Raw genomic sequence first — 22,447 nt, forward strand, 5'->3', positions numbered from 1 at the left:
CGATAGAATGTTAATGCGGTAAATCACTGTTATGGCGCAACACCTCTCGGAGGTCGTTATTGTAATAGATGAGTGGTTAATTGTCACCTTTTGCTTGATATAAATAGTAAGCGTTTGGAGTATTTACTCATACAAAAAAAGGCCATCGATTGATGACCTTAATTTATTTTGATAATGATAGGATTTTTATACTGCTAGACAGGCTTAGAACCAGTTATAGGTTAAAGAGGTGAAAAAGTTAGTACCGTCAGTATTATAGCCAATATCTGTTATATAATCTTCGTTAGTGATGTTGTTTAAGCGTGCCGTCATAGACAAGTTATCAGTAAGCTTATAGTTACCACTGATGTTCAGCAATCCATAATTGTCTACAAATTGAGCGTCAGTATTGGTAATTCTGCTGTAATAGTCTCCCACATACTGATATTCAGCGCGTATATCTAAACTTGGTAAACGGTAGCCTATGTAGACTAATCCTTTATGTTCAGGACGATAAGGAAGGTGGTTACCACTGTAATCTATGGCATTCTGACTAAAATCTACTCTGCCAGTATAGTCACTCTTATCTTTAGCATCTTGATAGTCATAGCTACCACCAAATAAATAGCTATCAATAACCCAATCAGATGTTAATGATACACCTCTAATTTCAGCTTTATCTACATTGACAGCTGTGCCTTCTGGAAACGAAATTAGATCATCAACATCATTATAATAGCCAGTCAGCCGTGTAGCTTGTAATGGTGTGCTGTATTCAACAAAGGCTTCATAGTTGTCGCTGGTTTCCGGCTGTAGATCAGGGTTGCCACCATATCCAGGGTATATATCATTGAACGTAGGTGCGCGGAACCCTTTTGCGTAGCTGGTACCAATACGCCATTCAGGGTTAATATGGTAGGCGCCGCCGAAATTATAAGTGGTTTCATCACCATATTGTGAGTTGTCATCAAAACGTATATTAGCTTGGGCATCGAACTGGTTAGTTGCCAAAACATAGCCTAAAAAGGTACTGGTCACATCGCGATCATCAATGTCATATTCACTACTATCTAGGCTTTGATTTAGGTACTCAACGCCGTAAACGCCTTGGCCGACCGCAAGTTGATGTTGACCTACTAAGCTGATTTGATCTTGTTTGCTGTCAAACACTCCACCGTATTCGCTAGAAGAGTCACTTTTATCAATTGAGTGACCATACTGTAATTTAAGTGAAGAGCCTGGTAGATAACGCCAATCTACGTATGCTTGAGCGCTACCGTTTTCTTGATCAGCATGAGCATTCTCATAATCACCATCATCAAAATCGGTAGTGGATTTACTGTACAAAGCACTGGCGCCTGCCAACCATTGATCATTAATACGTTGATTTAAAGCAATACTTACGTTGTCGCTTTCAAATCCATCTTCATCTTTATTATAACCAACTGCATTAGGCAGCTTGGCGCTAATGCCGTCATCTTCATTGTGACTAGCTGACAAACTCAATGTCGTGCCAGTCTCGTTAGCGAACTGTGCGCTAGCACCGTATAAGTATTGATCATTTGAGCCGACACCAGCGGTAACTGACATACTGCTTCGATTTATATTGCCGCCTTTAGTGAATACTTGAATGACACCGCCCATCGCATCCGCACCGTAGATGCTAGAACCTGATGCTCCATAGAGAACTTCAATTCGATCAATTTGATCAGCAGGTAGCAAGTTTAACGCGGCGCCGCCCGCACTTAACGAGCTATACCGTATACCATCAATAAGTACTAATATTTGTTTATTATCATAACCGCGCATATAAAAATTTGAGGTAGTCCCTGAGCCGCCATTGGTGTAATGACTGAACCCTGGCTGACGTTTTAAAACGTCAAGTGCCGTCTGACCTTGATAACGCTGTAGCTCTTCCTTATCAATCACGCGAGTTTGTGCAATCACATTACTGGTTTTGGTAGGCGTACGCGTGGCTGTTACGACAATTTTGTCAAGCTCAACTTGGGGCATCTCGCTATCGTTAGTATTGATTATCTCAGGGGTCGCCGCCATTGCTGTGTTGACTGCAAATAAACCAAGCGTGCTTAAGATACTTAGGCGAAGATAGGTACGTGAAGATGAACGTGATAAAGACATGGTCAATTCCAAAATAATCAAATTAAAAAATACAGACATAAAAAATAACTATTAAGACGTAAAAGGTGTCAAAAGTTACAAAAAACAGTATATAAGCAAAACTGCGCTCATTATCTACAAAAGTTCCGCCTTTATAAACCACTTTAACCTAATGTTTCTTCACGGTAGGATGAATATAATTCATGATGAGATGCTGATTATTAATTAGAGAGCTACTTTTTTATTAACGCCTATTATTTTAGTAAGCGGAATGGATTGCACAGAGCGCTAAAAACAACTGACTCACACAGTTAGCGACAAAAACCTATAATCAAAAGCACTGCTGTTATAAATAATTGTTATCATAGTGCCGATATTATGTGTTCTTCATTGTGCCACTCATAAAGTTAAGAGGTTTGTTTTGTCTACTCAGCATAATCTGACTCCCAGTACCGCGTCCTCTCTCCTAAATTCCATCATCAAAATATCCTCTATAGTCATAGCGCTGGTGCTGGCTGCCGTGTTGAGTATGGTGGTGCCGCATACTGCTTTTGCTGTGGATGCGGGCGCGCTTGGCGTGAATGGTGATAGTAGTGAGGAGACGGTAGCTACACCTTTACCTGATTCATTTGGGCGAGATACACCGCGTCATACTGTACAGGGTTTTATCAGTGCGCTGAGCGAAAACGACTACTTGCTGGCAAGTAACTATCTAAATTTATCCAAGTCCGATAACCCAACGACTGTCGTACGTCAGTTTAAACAAGCGCTTGATGCGGGTGGGCGATTCCAACCTGATTTGCAAATCAGTAATACCCCTGAGGGCAATCTCACCGATCAACTACCACCAAGTCAAGAAAATGTCGGTGTGATTAACATCGGTGAAAAAAGTGTGTCGTTGTTACTAGAAAGAGTGGTCTCCAAGGAGAACGAGCAGTATTGGCAGTTCTCGAGTGAGACGCTGAGTTCTATACCGGAAGTGATAGAAAACTCAGAGCCGACCTTGGTATCGCGCTACACGGTGGATTCATTAGATGGCAAAAAGCTCTTTGGTTATCAGCTGGCTGATTTGGTTGCTGCGCTATCCATGATTGTGAGTAGCTTTGTCCTCACTTATATCGCAGTATGGCTGTTATACCATCTATTGAGGATTGTTTATCCTCGTGTGCGCGGCGTGCCTTTGCCATTACCTGACAAAGTGATACTGCCGCTTTCTGTGGTCATTATGGCGCTGATCTTATCTGAAGTGATGGTCTATGCAGGTGTGTCCGTCACGCTGCGCGAACCAGTCAATCGCTTTACTGATATTGCTTCTTGGCTTGCGCTAACTTGGCTGCTATTACGAGTTATTGATGCCATATTTACTCGAGCGGTCAACCTAAGCTATAAGAAAAACTATACTGAGCGTGTCTCAATCTTGGGACTGCTCCGAAAAGTCGTCAAAGCGCTACTCTTAATATTTGCGGTCATTGTCATTTTTGGTAATTTGGGTTTTGACTTAACCACAGGTATTGCTGCACTGGGTGTGGGTGGTTTGGCATTGGCACTTGGTGCACAAAAGACCATTGAAAACCTTGTTGGTAGTGTCGTAGTCGTCGCGGATTCACCAGTACGTATCGGTGATTATTGCAAATTTGGCACTTATGAAGGTACTGTTATTGACATCGGTATTCGCTCATCACGTGTGCGCACATTGACACGGACCGTTGTCACGGTGCCAAACGGTGATTTTTCATCGATGCAGATTGAAAACTTTACCTCGCGTGATATGTTCCGCTTCTTTCATCAGTTGTATCTGAAGCGTACTGCGGATATCGATGTGGTCTTCAAGATGGTCAAAGACTTAGATGAGTTTTTAAAAGAGCATGAGATGACCAACCAAGAGTGGAATCAAGTTAATATTTTAGAGCTACGCCAAGACTGCTACGTCATTCAGCTACAGGCATATATCAATGCCAATGATGTGATGGAGTTTTATGATAAGCAAAACGTGGTGTTCGTTGATGTATTAAACCAAGTCGCAAAATATGATGTCGAACATGCATTGCCAACCCAGCAGCTGATTGTCAATCAAGCGGAGCTTGAACATCATATGGAAAACAATATTGTTAAAACAGAGGATGACGCCTCAGAAGACCATAGCGATACGAATAGCAATGAAACAAATGTCAGTTTAGAAGACAATGATGATAATAATTCTGATGATGTGACTATCAACAAAGACACCGACAATGCTAACGATGATATGGCAAATAACCAAAAGTCATCTATGGCAACTGTCAGTAGAAAGGGTGCGCTCAAAGCGCTCAAACACAAAAGTCGTATGCTAAGAAAAAGCAAATTTAAGCATACTAAAAACAAATTTAGCTTGTCTATATGGAATCAGCCTTAGAAGTGATTTTTCCATATAGGCAATTATTCTACACGGTCAGCTATAAAGGTACTGCGGTTTTATTGCGTAATAAGCCGTAGTATGACCAGAGCAGTAAGCTGGCAGCGCTGCGATACGGTGACCAGTGCTGAGTGAGGTTGTTAAGCTGCTTGGGTGTTGGTCGTTCTGCTAAGCCTAATAACTCCATCGCCGCAACCTTGATGGCCAAGTCGTCAACAGCAAGCACATCTGCGCGTTTTAAAGAAAAGAGCAGGTACATCTCAGCGGTCCAGCGTCCGATACCAGTGACCGCCGTAAGCGTTTTGATGGCGTCTTCATTAGGCATATTTTCTAAAGCTGCAAAATCGATATTATGATCCACTAAGGAGCGGATATAGCGAGTTTTTTGCTTAGACAATCCCTGAGCTTTTAAAGCCTCGTCAGTTGCTTCACCGATTTTATACGGCGTTGTCAACGCAGCATCAACCAACCGCTTCCAGATACTTGCCGCCGCCGCAACAGACAACTGCTGACCGACCATTGCTCTCATTAATTGCTCAAACCCACCTGCATTGTGCCTAAGATCAGGTAGACCAACTTGCTCGTAGATAGCCGCGAATTTTGGCTCAATTGCAATCAATGCGCTGATGTTTTCGGATAGCTCTTGGGGTGTCTCAATGGTTTGTATGCTCATATTGATGTCACTTTGGTAGTTAAATAGTGAGTGGATAATTCAATAGTAAAGGCTGATAGGTGAATATCAAAGGAATAATCGTTAAGGATTGACAGGTGGATAATCGATAAAAAAAGGACTGCAAGTAAGCAGTCCTTTTTTATTTAATAGAGTTATCATAAGCGATGACTTCTATTCGCCATCTGTTTTAGGCTTTTTGAGCAGTACCAATACCGCGCCATTGCCACCGTCTTTTGGCGGTGCAGAGCAAAATGCCAATACTTCTGGCAATTGACGTAACCAACCATTGACACAGGTTTTTAGAATTGCTTCGCTACCTTTACCGTGGACGATTTTTACCATGGTTTCATTTTTTTGCTTCGCTTGACTCAGTAGCTGAGTCATGGCGTCACGTGCTTCTTCTATCGTACAGCCATGGATGTCTACCGCATCGTACCAACGCAGCTTGCCTTTTTTGAGCTGGTCAAAGATTTTGTTTTGCAAGGTTGGCTGCTTATATGACAGGTAAGCTTCAGCGGCGACAGGGTTCAGTAGGGCTTGCATGTCTGACAAGCCTGCGCCTAAATCGCTGGCTTCACTGCCTTGAGCGGCCGCACGTTTTGATAGTGTTGCGGCATCAGGTTTGCCTACTCTTGCCGTGCTAGTAGGTGAGCGTACGTTTTTGTCTTCTAGCTGAATGACACCATGCATAGCTTGCATGAACAGTACTTTGTCATCGTCAACATGTTCACTGTCTAGCTGCTTGACGGTCTTTTTCACTTGCTTTTGCGTTGGCAAAGTAACAGGCTCAGTGGGCTTTTGGTTTTCACCTTCAGGTGAGTTGGTATCACGGCCTTTACTCAATTGGCCTTTTAATTCTTTAAGTTGGTCTTGCATTTCTTTTGAAAACAGAGAGTTTGACATAAAAGTTAACGTATCGTTGGTTGATGAATGAAAAGTTGAGTCATTTATAGGGTAAATATTTTATTCAAGCTATCTGATTCTATTGAGGCTTGAACTATTGAGTTACTTTACTCGTCTACTGCGACGCCCGCAAGTAAGGATTGTAACGCTTGTCCCGGATGATCGGTTTTCATAAATTGTTCACCGATTAAAAAGTGCTGAATATCATGACTTAGCATAAGCCGAATATCATCCCTGCTATGAATGCCGCTCTCGGTCACGATCAGTGGTTTTTGATCGGCATTATCAGCATCAGCAGAGAGTGCTTCGATTAAGATATTTTTCAAATCGAGCGTGGTTTGTAGGTCCACATCAAACGTGTTTAAATCACGATTGTTAATACCGTAAATATTGTGCGCTGAGCGTGGTAGCTGTAGCGCCCGATCAAGCTCAGACTGTGTATGCACTTCTATCAACACATCCATACCAAGCTCAATACTGAGCGCGTGCAACTCTTGTACTTGTGTGTCATCTAGGCAGGCCATGATGAGTAAGATGCAGTCAGCACCCATTAAGTAAGATTGATATATCTGATAGACATCAATCATAAAATCTTTGCGAAGTATTGGTAAGCTTGAGACATTTGCCGCTTGAATAAGGTACGTATCATCGCCCTGAAAATAATCGCGATCAGTCAACACTGATAGACAGCTGGCACCCGCTTGCTCGTACTGCTGCGCAAATAGAGCAGGGGTAAAATTATGATTGATAACGCCTTTAGATGGCGAGGCTTTTTTGATTTCAGCAATAATGCCAACACCATTATTTTCAGGGCTAGCAGCACGTAGGGCAGCAGCAAAACCTCGGCGCGGTTTGTTAGCAGCTGCGACTTGCGCTTTTAAGTCTGCAAGGGATAGCGCCGCGCGAGCTGCTTTTACTTCTTCTACTTTGGTTGCGACAATGCGCTGTAGTACCGAAGGTATGTCTGAATGAGTTGTGGTCATGCTGTTATCCGAATATTGTTAAAGGTAAATAGGTAGTGATATATAGTTTTGCACTGTATTGGTGCGTATAAATCAACCCTCAATCACTAGCTGCTGCGTGTATTTGGCCAAAGACTCAAGCTTGAGTAAAGCATCACCATTTTGGATGATTTTTTGAGCTCGGCTAACGCCATTAGGATAATTGCTGGCAAGTCCGGCGGTATATATTGCCGCACCTGCGTTCAAAGCAATCATATCGCGGGCTTTAAGTACAGCACGGTCATGGGTATCAGCACCAGATAGAGCAGCGCGGATCAGTGCAAGGCTTTGCTCAGGAGAGTCGACATCGAGACCAATCAGGGTTTGCGATTCAATACCTGCATCTTCTGGCATCATCTCATAAACGGATATTTCACCATCTTTTAGTTCAGCAACTGTGGTCGAGGTTGCTAGACTGATTTCATCCAAACCATCTTTTGCGCCGACGACCATGACATGCCGTGCGCCTAGGTTTTTCATGACTTTGGCAATTGGCTCACACAGCTGCGCGGTAAAGACACCAATAACTAAATTGGGCGTACCAGCAGGGTTGGTTAATGGGCCTAAAATATTAAAGATGGTACGCGCTTTTAGCTCACGACGTACAGGATTGGCATAACGCATGGCGCTGTGATGGTTGGGCGCAAACAAAAATCCAATCCCTTCATTCTCGATACAATCTTTTGCTTGTTCTGGAGTCAGCGCAAGACTGATGCCTGCTTGCTCAAGCAAATCTGAGCTACCAGATCTGGTTGAGACACCACGATTACCATGCTTGGCAACTTGTGCGCCAGCCGCCGCGACAACGAATGCCGATGCAGTCGATACGTTAAATAAGTTGGCACCATCACCGCCAGTACCAACGATGTCGACCAAATAGTCGCAGTTTTTTGGCTCAATATTGGCAGCCAGCGCACGCATCGCACTGGCTGATGCGGTGATCTCATCGATGGATTCGCCTTTCATACGTAGACCTGTCAAAATAGCGCCCATCATCGCGTCGCTACATCTACCTTGCATGATAATCAGCATCACTTGATACATCTCATCAAAGGTCAAATCGATGTGCTGAAAGATTCTACTCAAAGCCGTCGTCAATAATTGATGTATTTGGGCATCAGACAGTTTTGCAATACCCTCTGGCGTGTGAGCTTCTTCTGTTTTTGTCGTACTCATGATGATCTCGCTTATGATTGTTTTTTTATGTGAATCTGTTTTTTGTGTGAATCTATCTATGATTTGAGATAGAGTAATGAAAGCAGGTTCTTAAGTCAAAACTAGCCTACCTGTGGTAGCGCATCTGATGCTAGTTTTGCCAAGCCATAAGTGTGTAAAAAGTTATTAAGTAGTTGATAACCTGCTTCGCTCAAAATGGACTCAGGATGAAACTGGACGCCTTCTATGGCAAGTGACTTGTGACGGATACCCATGATCTCTTCAATACTACCATCAACGTTCTGCGTCCATGCGGTCAGCTCAAGGCAATCTGGTAGGGTACGCTTATCAATGACAAGTGAATGATAGCGTGTGACTTGCGATGGGTTTGGTAGTCCGGCAAATACGCCTTGGTCATTATGATAGACGGCTGATAACCGTCCGTGCATAACTTCACCTGCTTTGACGACTTGCCCACCAAACGCCTGCCCAATCGCTTGATGACCCAAACAAATACCAAGTATCGGAATAATGCCTTTGAATGTCTCGATAACTTCGAGCGAAACACCCGCACGATCAGGGTCGCATGGACCTGGGCCAATAACAATCACGTCCGGTGCTAACGTTCGAATCTGCTCGATAGTCACTTGATCATTACGCCAAACGGTGATGTCCTGCTGCAATTCACCGAAATATTGTACGATATTGTACGTAAAGCTGTCGTAATTATCGATCATCAAAATCATGAAGGTTTCAACTTATCAGTTTTATTCTGTTTGTAATATAGGATATACGCCTACCGATGTTCAGGGCTTTAGTTACCAAACACAAGCAGCTATGATTACGACATAGGGCGTTATGGCGCGCGGTTATCTTACCACTATTTTGTTCTCTATCAAATGCAGAGCATGGGCTAGCTAAATAAGCATTACATAAAAATATTTTTCTCTCATCATAATGATTTCACGATCAGAGAAACATCAGCAAATCGATATTTTATTATTGCACCGTAAAAGAACAATATAATAATTATAAGATTTTCTCAGCACCAATATAGTGCAAAATTATCACAATTAGTGCGTCGAATAACCTCTCAATATAAAGGTTGTTAGCAAAAATATATTTTTATATAAAAGTTATTTTGCGTAAGGCTCTGTAATTATTGGGAAAATTTTGTTTTAAGTGAGGTAAATAGTAATTTCTTTGAGATATTGGCATAGCCTTTGCATTATTGAAGTTGGTATGATTATTGATGACCATAAAAACGGGTCTAAAAATAATTATTCATAAGTGCCAGAAGAGTTCAGCATGACGAGTTATATATTGCTAGAATGATATGAGAATTGACTTAGGATGTTTGTAGACCATTGAGATGACTATTGGTCTAATTAAGAAAGCGTCTTAGGTGAGTGTCTTGACTAATCCAACAAATAGTGCTGATAATAAGCATAATATCGAATGCGCTGTTTGGTATTGGAAGGACATCTGGAATTCTTGCACAAGAAATGGCACCAACAATTTTAAATTGCAATAACGTGACCAACACAACGGAGATTATGTATGTCGAACAAATTATTAGATCTTATTCAATCCTCTAATGCTAAATGGGTTGACTTTCGCTTCACTGATACGCGCGGTAAAGAGCAGCACATCAGTTTCCCAGCATCGACTATCGATGAAGATGTCATGGAAGATGGCAAAATGTTTGACGGCTCATCTATCGCTGGTTGGAAGGGTATCGAAGCGTCTGATATGATCTTGCGTCCTGATCCAGAAACGGCGTTCGTTGATCCGTTCTTTGATGCGGTTACTGTCGTCGTGACTTGCGATATTATCGAGCCATCAACACTACAAGGCTACGATCGTGACCCACGCTCTATCGCACGCCGCGCTGAAGAGTACTTAAAATCCACTGGTATTGGTGATACTGCTTACTTTGGTCCTGAGCCTGAGTTCTTTGTATTTGACGATGTAAAATGGTCAGTTGACATGTCTGGCGTGAGTCATAAAATCACGGCTGAAGAAGCAGCATGGTCAACTAACGAGACGTACGAGTGGGGCAACATGGCGCATCGTCCACGCGTCAAAGGCGGTTACTTCCCAGTACCACCAATCGACAGTTCACACGATATGCGTTCTGTCATGTGTGCACGCATCGAAGAAATCGTTGGTGAAGGCCGCGTAGAAGTTCATCATCACGAAGTGGCTTCTTGCCAGTCTGAGATTGGTGTTGCATTCAACACGATGGTACGTAAAGCGGATGAAGTTCAGCAATTGAAATATGTTGTCCATAACGTGGCGCACCAGTTTGGTAAAACAGCGACCTTTATGCCAAAACCAATCGTTGGTGACAACGGTTCAGGTATGCACGTACATATGTCAATCTCAAAAGATGGTTTAAACACCTTCTCTGGTGATGAGTATGCTGGACTATCTGAAACGGCACTGTATTTCATCGGCGGTATCATCAAACACGCTCGTGCGCTGAACGCAATTACCAACCCATCAACGAACAGCTATAAGCGCCTTGTACCGCATTATGAAGCACCTATCAAGCTTGCGTATTCAGCGTCTAATCGCTCAGCGTCTATTCGTGTGCCACATGTAAGCAGCCCAAAAGCGGTACGTATCGAAGCGCGTTTCCCAGATCCAACAGCGAACCCATACCTAGCATTTGCCGCGCTATTGATGGCAGGTCTTGACGGTATCCAAAACAAAATGCATCCAGGTGAAGCGGCTGACAAGAACTTATATGACTTGCCACCAGAAGAAGAAGCACAAATCCCAACGGTTGCAGAGAGTCTAGATGTTGCATTGCAAGCACTAAAAGATGACCATGACTTCTTGTTAAAAGGCGATGTGTTCACTAAAGACATGCTAGAAGCGTTTATTGCATTGAAAGAAGAAGAAGTACAACGCCTAAACGTGACTGTACACCCTGTCGAGTTTGACATGTACTACAGCTGCTAATAACGAATTAGTCCGTTAAGTTAATTCGATAAAAAAGAACCAGTCAAGTGAATTTTGGCTGGTTTTTTTGTACCTGTTGGAAAAGATAGTGGTATAAATGGATGATATTTTTTTAAATACCATTGATTTCACATCAAATCCTACTGATTTTGCACCAAAAGTGTCGCATAATAGTTCTTATAAAAGTATATTAATAGTAAATACTAATTAGGTTGACTGACTATGAGTTTGTTATCAAAGCGAGATTTGTTACGAGGTAATATACAGTTAGGAGCATTGGCTATCATGGCTAGTCTTTGTGCGCCTCTCAGCAACGCAGCACCCATCTATAAAGTGATTGATGAGCAAACAGGGCAAATCACCTTTACCGATCGTCCGCAATCCTATGAGGAGCAGGCAGGAAAACAAGTCAGCCAGACCAGCGTTAATACCGGCGAAAGTAGCGCCCCCAAAGGAATGCCAAGTGAGGTCAGAGGCAATACTGATCTTCCAGCTGCCGCTGCCACCAAACCTGCGGTGAATATCAACTATCAGTTGAGTATGATTGAGCCGAGTACAGAGCGTGCCTATCAGCGCCCTGCACAGAGTATCGTCATCGCGCTTGATGTAAAGCCTGCGCTACAGAATGGCGATCAAGTGAGTATATATTTGGATGGTAAAGAAATCGCCCAAGGATTAAGTGCTTCTGTCGCGACAGTCGATCTGCAGCCAGGCCCGCATAGCATCCGCGCTGTAGTTAAGAAGGTATCAGGACAAACAGGGCAGCAGGTCAATCGTACGGTACATGTCATTCAAAACACCTTGATTCTACAAAAGAAAAAGAAGCTTGCCGAGCAGCTGCTTGCTTACGAGCGCTTGCCATGGCACCAAAAGGTCTTGTTAAAAATGCGCGGTAATGACGCTGTATCTCAATAGCAAAGTCATTAGTAATATATAAATAAAAAGGGCAGACGTGATCATCGCGTCTGCCCTTTTTATGTATTGCTTCTACTGAGCTTTAAATAAGCCTGTTGTCATTTACTTATTTGGTCAGCTCAATGGTACCATTGGCAGTCACTGAGATAGTGCTATTACCAGACTCAAAGCTTTGGCTTGGTACCGACTCGTCTGCCATGCCTGATTTCATGCTCATAGCGCTATACATTGGGCGTGGATAGTTGCTACCGGTATTCAAATTAACATTCACGACGCGATAGCCGCGTGCATTCCAAGCGCGCGTCAGGTTTTTGGCCTGCTGCTGGAAGGCGCGAGACGCTTCTGTCATTAGTTTTTGCTCTAATGCATCTTTTTTGGTGTCTGAAACCCCAAAATTAAGATTATCCATGACTAAGGTTTCTTGTAAATCCGCAATCAGCTGACTGATTGCTGCAAAGTCTGTACTTTTCAAGTCTATGTTTGCTTGACCTGTCCAACCAATGATTTTGTCGTTTTTGTCATAGCGTGGATAGGTACGCTGCTGCCCAGTGCTCACAGTCACGCTTGGGTAGCGTTTGGCAATTTTCATGGCATTATTGATTGACGTATTAAGCATCGTGGCTAAAGTTTTGGCATCCGTTGCCTGAGCCTTTTTATATAAGCTGGCACGTACTTCATCGTTTTGGATTTCTTCTTTTACTTCTGTCTGAAACGTCAGTTGGTCATAGCCTGTTGGCTCTGCATGGGCGCTACCTATCATGGCTGTCATTAAACAAGCAGTACCAGAAGCGATGGCCAGTTTATTCAATAGAGCATTTTTCATGGTTATCTCCTAAATCAATGTTAAGGGTATTCATATGAATACTTTCAAAAGGTATTTACAAAGGAAGTTGTACCTCTTATTTTTAAGTGTTGACATGTGTGCAACTTCATTCACTAAAATAACAAAATCTGTATAAGTTGCTGTGAGAATTTTGTGAGCTAGGTTACTGGGTTATTTTTCGATTAAAACAAACAGTTTTGAGATAGGGGTTGTAAAATTAAAAAATCCTTGTATAATCTCATCCGGTGGCTCCATTGGTAGCCTCGCAACATTGTTCTATGAATCCCGCCAGGACCGGAAGGTAGCAACGGTAATAGATTTGATGTGTGCCGAGGATGTGCTGATGGAGTCGCTTTTTTTTGCCTAAAATTTGATAGATATTCTAATAAAGTACCTAATATACCGGTATTCTGTATTAAGCCCTTCATTGTAAAGGGCTTTTTTTTGTCTAAAATTTCATTCGATTTCTTATTTAAATTAAAAGCGTCATTGATTAATATGCGTTAAAATACAATGTATTAAGTTTTAATAACATTCTAGACACTTTGAGGTTTGGTTATGAAGATGTTTGTTTGGCTGTTCATTATATTTGTGGTGCTAATCGTTATGTTTGGGGTGTCCATATTTAATAAATTGGTGCGTGCACGTAACCAAGCAAAGAACGGCTTTGCGCAGATAGATGTGCAGCTCAAACGTCGCCATGATTTGATTCCAAATCTAGTCGAAACAGCTAAGCGTTACCTGACTCATGAGGAAGAGACACTGACACGAGTTATTAGCGCACGTAATCATGCTCAAAACCTACAAGACTCGCATAAGCATCAGCCAGACTCACAAGAGCACATGGCACTATTTGCCAAAGCAGAAGGCATGTTGTCCAAAGCGTTGAGTCAGTTTTCGGCAGTGGTAGAAGCCTATCCTGAGCTTAAAGCGGACAGTATGATCAAAGAGTTGATGGATGAGCTGACCAATACCGAAAACAGAATCGGTTTTGCTCGTCAGCACTATAACGATAGTGTGATGTTTTATAATAATGATCGTGAAGTGTTCCCTAACAATCTTGTCAGTACAACCTTTGGTTTTCGTCCGCTTAGTCCCTTGGTATTTGCAGACAGAGATACCATTGCTAAAGCACCGAATGTTAATCTGGGCTAAGATTTAGATAAATTTGACCAAGGTTAGGCAGCCCAGTTGATGGATTTTTTTGGTGAACAGCGGATACGTACACGCCGCAGTCTATTACTGTATGGACTGTTTTTTCTTATTGTGCTCGCCCATATCGTGGTGGCACTGGCTATCATGGGACTGCTGTTAACGGTATTCACAGGCGGTATATATCATTGGGTATTGATGCTAGTCATTCTCTTTATAGTAGGCAGTTTCGTTGGTGGGAGTTTTTTAGAATATCGGCGTTTGCGAGCGGGTGGTCGCGCTATTGCCCAGCGAGTAGGGGCGGTCAGATTATTTATTGATAACAGTCAGGAACCATGGGAGCACAGCCATGGGGTCGCGCATCAACATGAAATCAAAGAAAAAGTTCACTATCGCTCACATCATATAGCAGTACGAAGCGAGCGTGATTTCCCACCAGTCTATCGTCGTTATTATGAAATTGCCCATCAGTTAGCGATTGCGTCAGGTTTGTCTGCGCCTCTCTTATACGTACTACCCAATGAGCAAGGAATCAATGGCTTTGTCGCGGGTCGCCATCGTCAAGATATGGTGCTTATCGTGACCCAAGGCGCGCTAGATAAATTGTCTGATAAAGCATTATATGGGCTGATTGGTCATGAGTATGGTCATATCTTGCATGGGGATGCCACGTTCAATCTACAGCTGATGGTGGTACTGGCTGGCCTACAGATTCTATATGATTGGAGCGATCCCATTCCTAATACTCGCTATTCTGACAATACAGTTGCCACCGATATTCCTCTATCACAGAGACACGTTGATGGACGCGCGCGCAATACCGAAGCTCAGACTAATCACTTTACGACCCACAGCGAGTGGGTAGCGTACTGGCAACAGCAGTCTCACCAGCATCAGTCTAGATGGGTACAAAATACACCAGCGATGCCTCACAGAGCACCCCGTAGTGTCTGGACACTACTGCTCCATGGTCTGAGCTTCTCGAGTATGGCAAGTGCCCAGCTAATCAAACACAGCTTTAATCGTGAGCGTGAGTTACTTGCTGATGCAACCAGCGTACAATTAACGCGCTCGCCTGCGATCATAGAAACCTTAAAAGCTATTCACCAAGATTCACTGGGCTCACGATTATCGAGTGTTGCTGATATCAACGGACTCAGCCATTTTTTCTTTGCCAGTAGTGGCGCGGACTTGGGTGATGTGTCTTGGTTTGCCACTCATCCAAGCTTGACGGAGCGTATGAGTGCTATTAATGCTGATGCCTATCGTAAGTTTGCCGTACAAGTCGTTAAAGAAAAGCGGATCAATCAGCAGAAGATAAAAGAAATATATCGGCAGCGCCATCTAGGTGATTGGGGAGCTGTAATAAAAAATAGCCTAAGCAAAAATTCACAGAAAAAGTCTCAAAAGTCTCAATTGCCGCATCGATCATTGTTCGATATTGATGCAGAAGAAAACCATAAGCAGAACGCTATTTTTAATAACACTGCAAGTAACAGTGAAAGCCAGACAGATAAAGGTCTTGAGTTCACTAAAGAGGTAGATACCATTATCGATGGTCGCTTGCAGGTAGAAATAGCACCAATAGATACCGATAATTTGCTGAAGCCTTGGCAGGCCAGACCTGACGCTCACCTACCAGAAGATACATTAATTGAAGCGAGCGATATTCAAAAGGTGTCACTCCCGCAATATGTACTCGATCATATTTATCATCCACTTGGTGCACAAGCGCTAATAGAAGCAGTCATGCTTTGCCATCAGCATCAACCATTGTCAACAAATGCATTATATGGTTTGGCAGATATTTGGGGTGAGGGCTTTTCTATTGAAAGTGACTCTACTAGTCATAAGCAAGTATTACCCCATAGGATAGATGCTAAGCTACTGGCCATAGTGGCCAATTTGGATAGACGTTTGGACAGTGCTTTGATTGTATTTGCATTAGCCCAGTTACGTCGTCATGACTTATCTGAAATACATATCAAAAAATTAAAGCTTAGAAGTGACAGCGAACACAGTCACGAAAGCGATCAGTACTATAAAAAACAAGCAAAATGCCGTACGATGTTGTTGCGTTACCAACAAGGTATGGTTGAGTTATTTCACCAACAGCTGACATCTGACTTAACTAAAAGCTTAGCTTGTGATTCTGTAGATCAAAAAATATCGAGTGATCGCTCTTACTCGGCAGCGAATTCATTCAATCATTCATTAGCTGTAGAGAGGCAAAAATCATCCATACTGTCATTATGGCAAGCGTTACAATTACAGCAGTTACTACCGATATTGTCTGAGGTTTTACACGATACGGATACGCAAGCTCTATCATCACAGACACTCAAAACTGGTATAGAAGGCGTAAGGGTACAGCTAGATCCTTCAGGTCAAGTATTTGAAGCACTGAGCAATGCTCAGATTTCGGAAATAGTTTTACTGGCGTATCGCCTATCAAAAGACGCTAAAGGCCAGATGATCTCAATATATGAGCGCTCATTATTGAGTGAAGGTGATGAGAGTGTGGCGCATTACATTGTAGATTTAAGACGTCATGCGCGTTTGGTTTATATTGATTTGACGACAGTGAGCGATGTCAATTTGCAATGGTTGTTATTAACGGCACAACACTTAAATAGTATTCAATTATTAGCGATTATTGCTGCGGTTCCTATTTCTACTATTCATTCTATCAATCGCCCCATAAATACTTTGGGTAGTACTAATTATCCAGAGAGACAACAGGATGGTAGTCAAATAGATTATAATGACGATAGCACGATAAGACCTGCTCATCATGAGTATCGACAATGGCTAAGTACATTGCATACCGTGATGTTACACGATACGATAATCAGCCAAGATGAATATGATTGCCTGATCGCAATGTCAGAGCGCTGGCTAGGCGTACGGCAGCTTTTTTGATAAGAACTACCAAAATCATCTAAAAAACTATATAGACAACATAATTAGGATAGTAGAGTCGTATGAGTGATATCCAAGACCCGCTAAGTGTATTGCAGCGCCGTGTGCAGCAGCGCCAAATCCTAGCGATGATGGGTATCAATCAATGGGTGCGGCCTGAGTCAAGTACCGTAAATATAGCGGATATCACGATAGATTCGGTTGAGCACTCAAATAGTGGCTCTATTGATACTGAATCCGCGAGTGCTGGAGCTGCTGTAGAGACAGTCGTTCAGCCGACCAGTGGTTATGATACGAATGACTCTTATAGCAGCAACCATGATGATGTGAATAACGATGCTCATGGTCTAGGTATTCATGAACAGGCAGCCACCGAGCAAAGCCCAGTCACCTATAGTTTTGATAGTGTGAGCAATGAGATATCTGCTACTTCAGATGCACCTCGTCTTCACAATAGTCCAGATATCGAATCAAACCAAACCGCCGCATTTTTTATAGATGAAGTGGTGCAGTCAACAACTGCGCCTATTGCGCCACAGCAATTATCTCAAAGCAGTCATAATAGTGATAGTGTAAATGACGACAGCTTGAAAAAGGTAGCACCATTTAGCTTACAAGGTGGACGCTATGGGGATTGGGTGATATTGGTTGATATTCAGGCACTTAATAGTGATAGCCAAAAGCTATGGAATAATATCACTCAAGCACTCTCAATGACTCATGAGACGACCTCATTTCCGATTTGCGCCGGTATGGACACAGTAGAGCTTGCCAATGCCAGCCTTGCTGGATATGTCTTTAGAATTGGTCTGCGCGAAGAGATAAAAGTTGCTGCTTTAACAGTACTACCTGAAGGTCTTCAGCACCCCAACCTTATGACTGTGCCTACATTAGATGACATGATTGTAGATAGTGATGCTAAACGTCAGCTGTGGGAGCGCATATCTCATTGAGTGATATTAAAACTGATATCGATGTAAATTTTTTTATCAACAAACTGAAATAAAGGTCGCTTCTTTATTTCATCATACCTAGGACTGTGATTATGTCTATAACCCAAACGTCTACACCCACCGCTAATAATAGTACCCCGCATCGTCTGCCAAACTTCTGTGCTGGCCCTGCCGCCATGCCAACATCCGTATTGGAGCGTGCTCAGAGCGAATTGCTCGACTGGCAAGGTCGCGGCCTATCGGTCATGGAAGTCAGCCACCGTAGTAAAGAGTACATGGCGATTACTGACAAAGCAGAAGCTAAGCTACGCACGCTTATGGAGATACCAGACAACTATAAAGTGCTGTTTTTGCAAGGCGGCGCTAGCTTGCAGTTTTCTGCCATTCCATTGAACCTGCTCAATGGTGGACGCGGCGATTATTTGACGACGGGTGCATGGTCAGGTAAGGCGATTAAAGAAGCCCAGCGCTATGAAGCACTTGGTCTGGGTAAGATTAACTTGGTCGCGACTGGCAAAGAGGACAACTTTACGACTGTACCCGCCCAAAGTGAGTGGAATGTGAGTGACGATGCCGCTTATTTTCACTACTGTGCCAATGAGACTATCCATGGTATACAGATATTTGAGCCACCACAAGTAGACGCGCCAATCATTGCCGATATGTCATCTTGTATCTTGTCACAGCCGATAGACGTGTCTAAATTTGGTATGATCTATGCAGGTGCCCAAAAGAACATCGGTCCTGCAGGTTTGGTCATTGCAATCATCCGTGATGATCTGTTGGGGCAGGCTAGCGCATGGTGTCCTATGCTACTGAATTATGAGCACCAAGCAGACAAAGAGTCTATGTCTAACACGCCAGCGACGTACTCTTGGTACTTAGCAGGACTGGTATTTGATTGGTTGGAAGCGCAGGGTGGTGTGGCTGCTATTGGCAAAATCAACCAGCAAAAAGCCGATTTACTTTATAAGACAATCGATGAGAGCAGTTTTTATCACAACCCAGTCGATCCTCAGTATCGCTCTATCATGAACGTGCCATTTACTTTAGCAGACAGCAGCCTTGATAAAGTGTTCTTAGAAGAGTCAGAAAAAGCTGGCCTACTTAATCTAAAAGGCCATCGTGACGTAGGCGGTATGCGAGCCAGTATTTACAACGCCGTGCCACTTGAGTGGGTACAGCAGTTGGTTGATTTTATGATAGCGTTTGAGAAAAAGCATGCATAGGTCATACTAGACTTTAAAATAAAAGACGCCGCTTTTATAAGTTGCGTCTTTTTTTATGAGTATATTGATCGATGCACAGTTTGAGTAAAAAGCGTTCAATATCTGCTGCCATTACATCTAATATAGTAGAACCTCAATAAAATTGATACAGCATAGGAAACGCGCTCGATTAAACGCTGCTTTTCTTGCTTGCTGTAACTGCGTATCCAGAGGCTGCGAAAAATAGCGTTTAATCTTGCTATACCATTTTTATAATGGTTTCACTATACCAATGATGTCATACTGATGGATGTCGCACTGACGCCGCGTAACATGGCAAAATATTAGGTTAAAAAACCTAAGTTTGTTATGATGAAATTTTGCTATCAGGCTATTTTGCCGTCAGCGCTTAATTTTTGATACTCGCATTGGTTAGCATAGAGGTTTGTTATAACGTTATGATAAGAAAAAATGCTCTGCTAAAAGCTGTTTTGCTAGCCATCACTGTCAGCTGGATATCGAGCAGTATTGCGGCGCCTATCACAACGACAGCGCTTGGACATAACAGTCCTACGAAATACATCAATGCGCCTTACATGCCCTATGCCAATCCAAAAGCGCCTTCAGGAGGCACGCTTTCGCTAGATGCGCGTGGTACCTTTAATAGTGCCAATAAGTGGATGACCACGGGCGTGCCAATGATCGGCACCGACTATCTGTATGATACCTTGATGACAGGTTCGTTAAATGAAGCGTTTACCATGTATCCACAGCTGGCAAGTAAGGTAACCTATGATCCAGACGATACCAGCTGGATTGTCTATCACATCAATCCTGCTGCCCGTTTTTGGGATGGGACGCCTGTGACCAGTCATGATGTCAAAGCGACTTTTGATGCAATATTAAACAAAGGTCCGATGTCTATTCGTAGCTATTTGGCTGATATCAAAGCCGTTCAAGTCATCGACGAGCAGCAAGTCAAATTTGTCTTTGCCTCCGCTGAAAACAAAGAAATCCTACTGACGGTTGGGCAGTTTCCTGTTTTTGCCAAATCCTCAATTGAGGCTGATTTTGAAAAGATCAGCCTGACACCCTTAATGGGTAGTGGGCCTTATAAGCTGGGACGTGTCGATGCGGGGCGTTCAGTAAGCTACATACGTGATCCCAATTACTGGGGTCGTGATTTGATGGTCAATCGTGGTCGTTATAATTTTGACATGATTAAGTTCGTTTATTATCAAAGCGATGAGATTGCCTTTGAAGGATTTAAATCTGGCCAGTACCGTTTTCGCCCCGAAAACAAAGCATCAAATTGGGTGAGTGGTTATGATTTTCCTGCAGTGAAAGCAGGTCTTATCAAAAAAGAGACCATAACCAGTCAAAACCCAGTGCCCATGCAGGCATTGGTGATGAATTTGCGCCGCCCAATCTTTCAGGACATTCGGGTGCGCCAAGCCCTAACGGCTGCTTATGATTTTGAATGGATGAATAAGACATTATTTCATGGACAGTACGAACGTTTGCAGAGCTTCTTTCACGGGTCGGAGCTTGCGGCAACTGGTACACCGTCTAGTGAAGAGATGCAGGTGTTAACGCCTTTATTGTCTAAGCTTGAACCGATTCAGCGTAAAGCCGTCTTAGCAGAATGGCAGCTACCCAGCAGTGATGGCAATGGCTTTAATCGACAAGGATTACTAAAAGCGCGGCAGTTATTGCTAGATGCTGGATTTTATTATGATGATATGAAGCTATATCAACCGAATGGTCAGCCCGCCCAAATTGAAATTTTGATGACAGGTGAGACCATGGGCCGTGTCTTGTTGCCTTATATTCGTAATTTAAAACGCTTAGGGTTTGAGGCAACCTTGCGCCAAGTGGATGGGCCGCAATATTATGAGCGAACGCGCCGTTTTGATTATGATATGGTCGTCGATGTGTTTGCCCAAAGTCTATCGCCTGGTGCTGAGCAGGCTGCATTTTGGGGTAGTGCGGCGGCTGATGAGCCTGGCAATCACAATAGTGCTGGTATCAAAAATGCAGCCGTCGATGAGGTGGTTGCTAATCTTGGTAATGCCAAAAATCGTGACGAAATTGTGTTATATACGCAGGTGCTTGATCGGTTGTTGCGAGCGGGTCATTATGTCGTACCATTGTATGGTAAGTCTGGCACTAACGTTGCTTATTGGGACCAATACCGTCATACAGACACATTACCGACCAACGCCGTCGGCATCGACTACTGGTGGGTGGACAAAGAAGCAGAAGGACGCATCAACAAATATTTGAAGCAGTAAGCAGTACCTTTTGACAGGATCTGGTCTAGTAATAGCTGACTGCCAAACGCATAGGCTGTTACCACGCAGTAAAAGCGAGAAGTAAAATCAAAACGAAATAATTCAAAATAACGAGTAAAAAAATAACTACTGGTAAGGATTTGACATGAGTATCCGTATTCACCCCATTAAAGCGTTCAATGATAATTATATTTGGACCTTAATTAATGAAAATAATAAGCAGGCGATCGTCATTGATCCAGGTCAAGCCCAGCCGGTTATCGATTATCTAGAGACGCATGGACTAGAGCTAACCTCGATTTGGACCACGCATCATCATCATGATCATATTGGTGGTGTCGCAGAATTGCAGGAGTCGTATCCGATGACCCATCTGGTTGCGCATAGTGAGCATGGGGTTGATGAGGATCAAACTATTAAAGATGGCAGCACGGTGAGTGCATGGGGCTGCTCTGCACAAGTCTGGGACGTATCAGGACACACCGCCAGCCACATGGCTTATATCTTAGATATTGATGGGCAAAAGCACTGCTTCTGCGGGGATACGTTGTTTAGTGCAGGTTGTGGACGTGTCTTTACGGGTACGATTGAGCAGTTACATGATAGTTTTAAACGTCTAAATGAATTACCTGATGAGACACTACTGTATCCTGCGCACGAGTATACGGCTAGTAACCTACGCTTTGGATTGTCTATCGAGCCTGACAACGAGGCAATGCAACAAGCATTAGCGCAAGCTGAGGCACAAACGGCACAAGGTGTGCCGACACTGCCAGTGACGCTAGAGCATGAGCGTGCGATCAACGTATTTTTGCGTACCCAAGAGCCAAGTGTGATTGCAGGGGTTAAATCAAAAGTAACTATCGACGATGATAACTCTTTGACGGTATTTGCAGCGTTACGCGAGCTCAAAAATAATTTTTAATGCAAGTTTTTAATACATAGATATATTTGTGTAGACCTTTAGCACGAAAGAATATACTGCTGTC

The 22,447-nt window shown here is 43.1% G+C and carries 16 protein-coding genes and 1 other RNA gene; 10 read left to right on the forward strand and 7 right to left on the reverse strand.

The window, feature by feature from the left end; translation table 11 throughout:
* Positions 1-204: 204 nt before the first annotated feature.
* The gene (locus BLR43_RS09500; protein ID WP_071003612.1) at positions 205-2,118 is read right to left on the reverse strand and encodes a TonB-dependent receptor plug domain-containing protein; all 1,914 of its coding nucleotides are present in this window, start codon (positions 2,116-2,118) and stop codon (positions 205-207) included.
* Positions 2,119-2,575: 457 nt separating this feature from the next.
* Between BLR43_RS09500 and BLR43_RS09505 the strand changes: the two genes are divergently transcribed.
* On the forward strand, positions 2,576-4,489 hold the full coding sequence (locus tag BLR43_RS09505) for a mechanosensitive ion channel family protein (protein WP_406947895.1): 1,914 nt from the start codon (positions 2,576-2,578) through the stop codon (positions 4,487-4,489).
* A 40-nt stretch (positions 4,490-4,529) separates the two neighbouring features.
* Here the strand turns inward: BLR43_RS09505 and BLR43_RS09510 are convergent, their stop codons facing one another.
* The 5 genes from BLR43_RS09510 to BLR43_RS09530 form a co-directional block, all read right to left on the reverse strand.
* On the reverse strand, positions 4,530-5,162 hold the full coding sequence (locus tag BLR43_RS09510) for a DNA-3-methyladenine glycosylase family protein (RefSeq protein WP_071001628.1): 633 nt from the start codon (positions 5,160-5,162) through the stop codon (positions 4,530-4,532).
* A gap of 171 nt (positions 5,163-5,333) precedes the next feature.
* On the reverse strand, positions 5,334-6,065 hold the full coding sequence (locus BLR43_RS09515) for a Smr/MutS family protein (RefSeq protein WP_071001627.1): 732 nt from the start codon (positions 6,063-6,065) through the stop codon (positions 5,334-5,336).
* 107 nt (positions 6,066-6,172) lie between these two features.
* A complete protein-coding gene (trpC, locus tag BLR43_RS09520) occupies positions 6,173-7,048 on the reverse strand; it encodes an indole-3-glycerol phosphate synthase TrpC (protein WP_071001626.1) in 876 nt (291 codons plus the stop codon).
* Positions 7,049-7,120: 72 nt separating this feature from the next.
* Positions 7,121-8,242 (reverse strand): anthranilate phosphoribosyltransferase, encoded by a 1,122-nt coding sequence (gene trpD, locus BLR43_RS09525; RefSeq protein ID WP_093070769.1) that lies wholly within the window; start codon positions 8,240-8,242, stop codon positions 7,121-7,123.
* A gap of 101 nt (positions 8,243-8,343) precedes the next feature.
* Positions 8,344-8,967 carry an anthranilate synthase component II gene (locus BLR43_RS09530; protein ID WP_093070771.1) on the reverse strand — a complete coding sequence of 208 codons (624 nt, stop codon included), beginning with the start codon at positions 8,965-8,967 and terminating at the stop codon, positions 8,344-8,346.
* Between the two features lie 814 nt (positions 8,968-9,781).
* On the opposite strand from BLR43_RS09530, the gene glnA reads away from it, so the two are divergent.
* Positions 9,782-11,191, forward strand: coding sequence for a type I glutamate--ammonia ligase (gene glnA, locus BLR43_RS09535; protein ID WP_093070773.1), 1,410 nt, complete (start codon positions 9,782-9,784; stop codon positions 11,189-11,191).
* 222 nt (positions 11,192-11,413) lie between these two features.
* Positions 11,414-12,106 carry a DUF4124 domain-containing protein gene (locus tag BLR43_RS09540; RefSeq protein ID WP_093070775.1) on the forward strand — a complete coding sequence of 231 codons (693 nt, stop codon included), beginning with the start codon at positions 11,414-11,416 and terminating at the stop codon, positions 12,104-12,106.
* Positions 12,107-12,212: 106 nt separating this feature from the next.
* Here the strand turns inward: BLR43_RS09540 and BLR43_RS09545 are convergent, their stop codons facing one another.
* Positions 12,213-12,929: an SIMPL domain-containing protein gene (locus BLR43_RS09545; RefSeq protein WP_093070777.1), complete on the reverse strand. Its 717-nt coding sequence runs from the start codon at positions 12,927-12,929 to the stop codon at positions 12,213-12,215.
* A gap of 252 nt (positions 12,930-13,181) precedes the next feature.
* Here BLR43_RS09545 and ffs point away from each other — a divergent pair.
* The 7 genes from ffs (at position 13,182) to gloB (ending at position 22,383) form a co-directional block, all read left to right on the forward strand.
* An RNA gene (gene ffs / locus BLR43_RS09550) (signal recognition particle sRNA small type) lies at positions 13,182-13,278 on the forward strand.
* A gap of 209 nt (positions 13,279-13,487) precedes the next feature.
* Positions 13,488-14,084, forward strand: a complete 597-nt coding sequence (locus tag BLR43_RS09555) for a LemA family protein (protein WP_093070780.1) — start codon at positions 13,488-13,490, stop codon at positions 14,082-14,084.
* A 39-nt stretch (positions 14,085-14,123) separates the two neighbouring features.
* Positions 14,124-17,003, forward strand: coding sequence for a M48 family metalloprotease (locus tag BLR43_RS09560; RefSeq protein WP_093070783.1), 2,880 nt, complete (start codon positions 14,124-14,126; stop codon positions 17,001-17,003).
* Positions 17,004-17,065: 62 nt separating this feature from the next.
* The gene (locus tag BLR43_RS09565; protein ID WP_093070785.1) at positions 17,066-17,956 is read left to right on the forward strand and encodes a DNA polymerase III subunit psi; all 891 of its coding nucleotides are present in this window, start codon (positions 17,066-17,068) and stop codon (positions 17,954-17,956) included.
* A 92-nt stretch (positions 17,957-18,048) separates the two neighbouring features.
* Positions 18,049-19,185: a 3-phosphoserine/phosphohydroxythreonine transaminase gene (gene serC, locus BLR43_RS09570; RefSeq protein ID WP_093070788.1), complete on the forward strand. Its 1,137-nt coding sequence runs from the start codon at positions 18,049-18,051 to the stop codon at positions 19,183-19,185.
* A 440-nt stretch (positions 19,186-19,625) separates the two neighbouring features.
* The gene (locus tag BLR43_RS09575) at positions 19,626-21,458 is read left to right on the forward strand and encodes an extracellular solute-binding protein (protein ID WP_093070822.1); all 1,833 of its coding nucleotides are present in this window, start codon (positions 19,626-19,628) and stop codon (positions 21,456-21,458) included.
* A gap of 145 nt (positions 21,459-21,603) precedes the next feature.
* Positions 21,604-22,383, forward strand: a complete 780-nt coding sequence (gene gloB / locus BLR43_RS09580; protein ID WP_093070791.1) for a hydroxyacylglutathione hydrolase — start codon at positions 21,604-21,606, stop codon at positions 22,381-22,383.
* Positions 22,384-22,447 lie beyond the last annotated feature (64 nt).

Source organism: Psychrobacter pacificensis, from assembly GCF_900101915.1.
GTDB lineage: Bacteria > Pseudomonadota > Gammaproteobacteria > Pseudomonadales > Moraxellaceae > Psychrobacter > Psychrobacter pacificensis.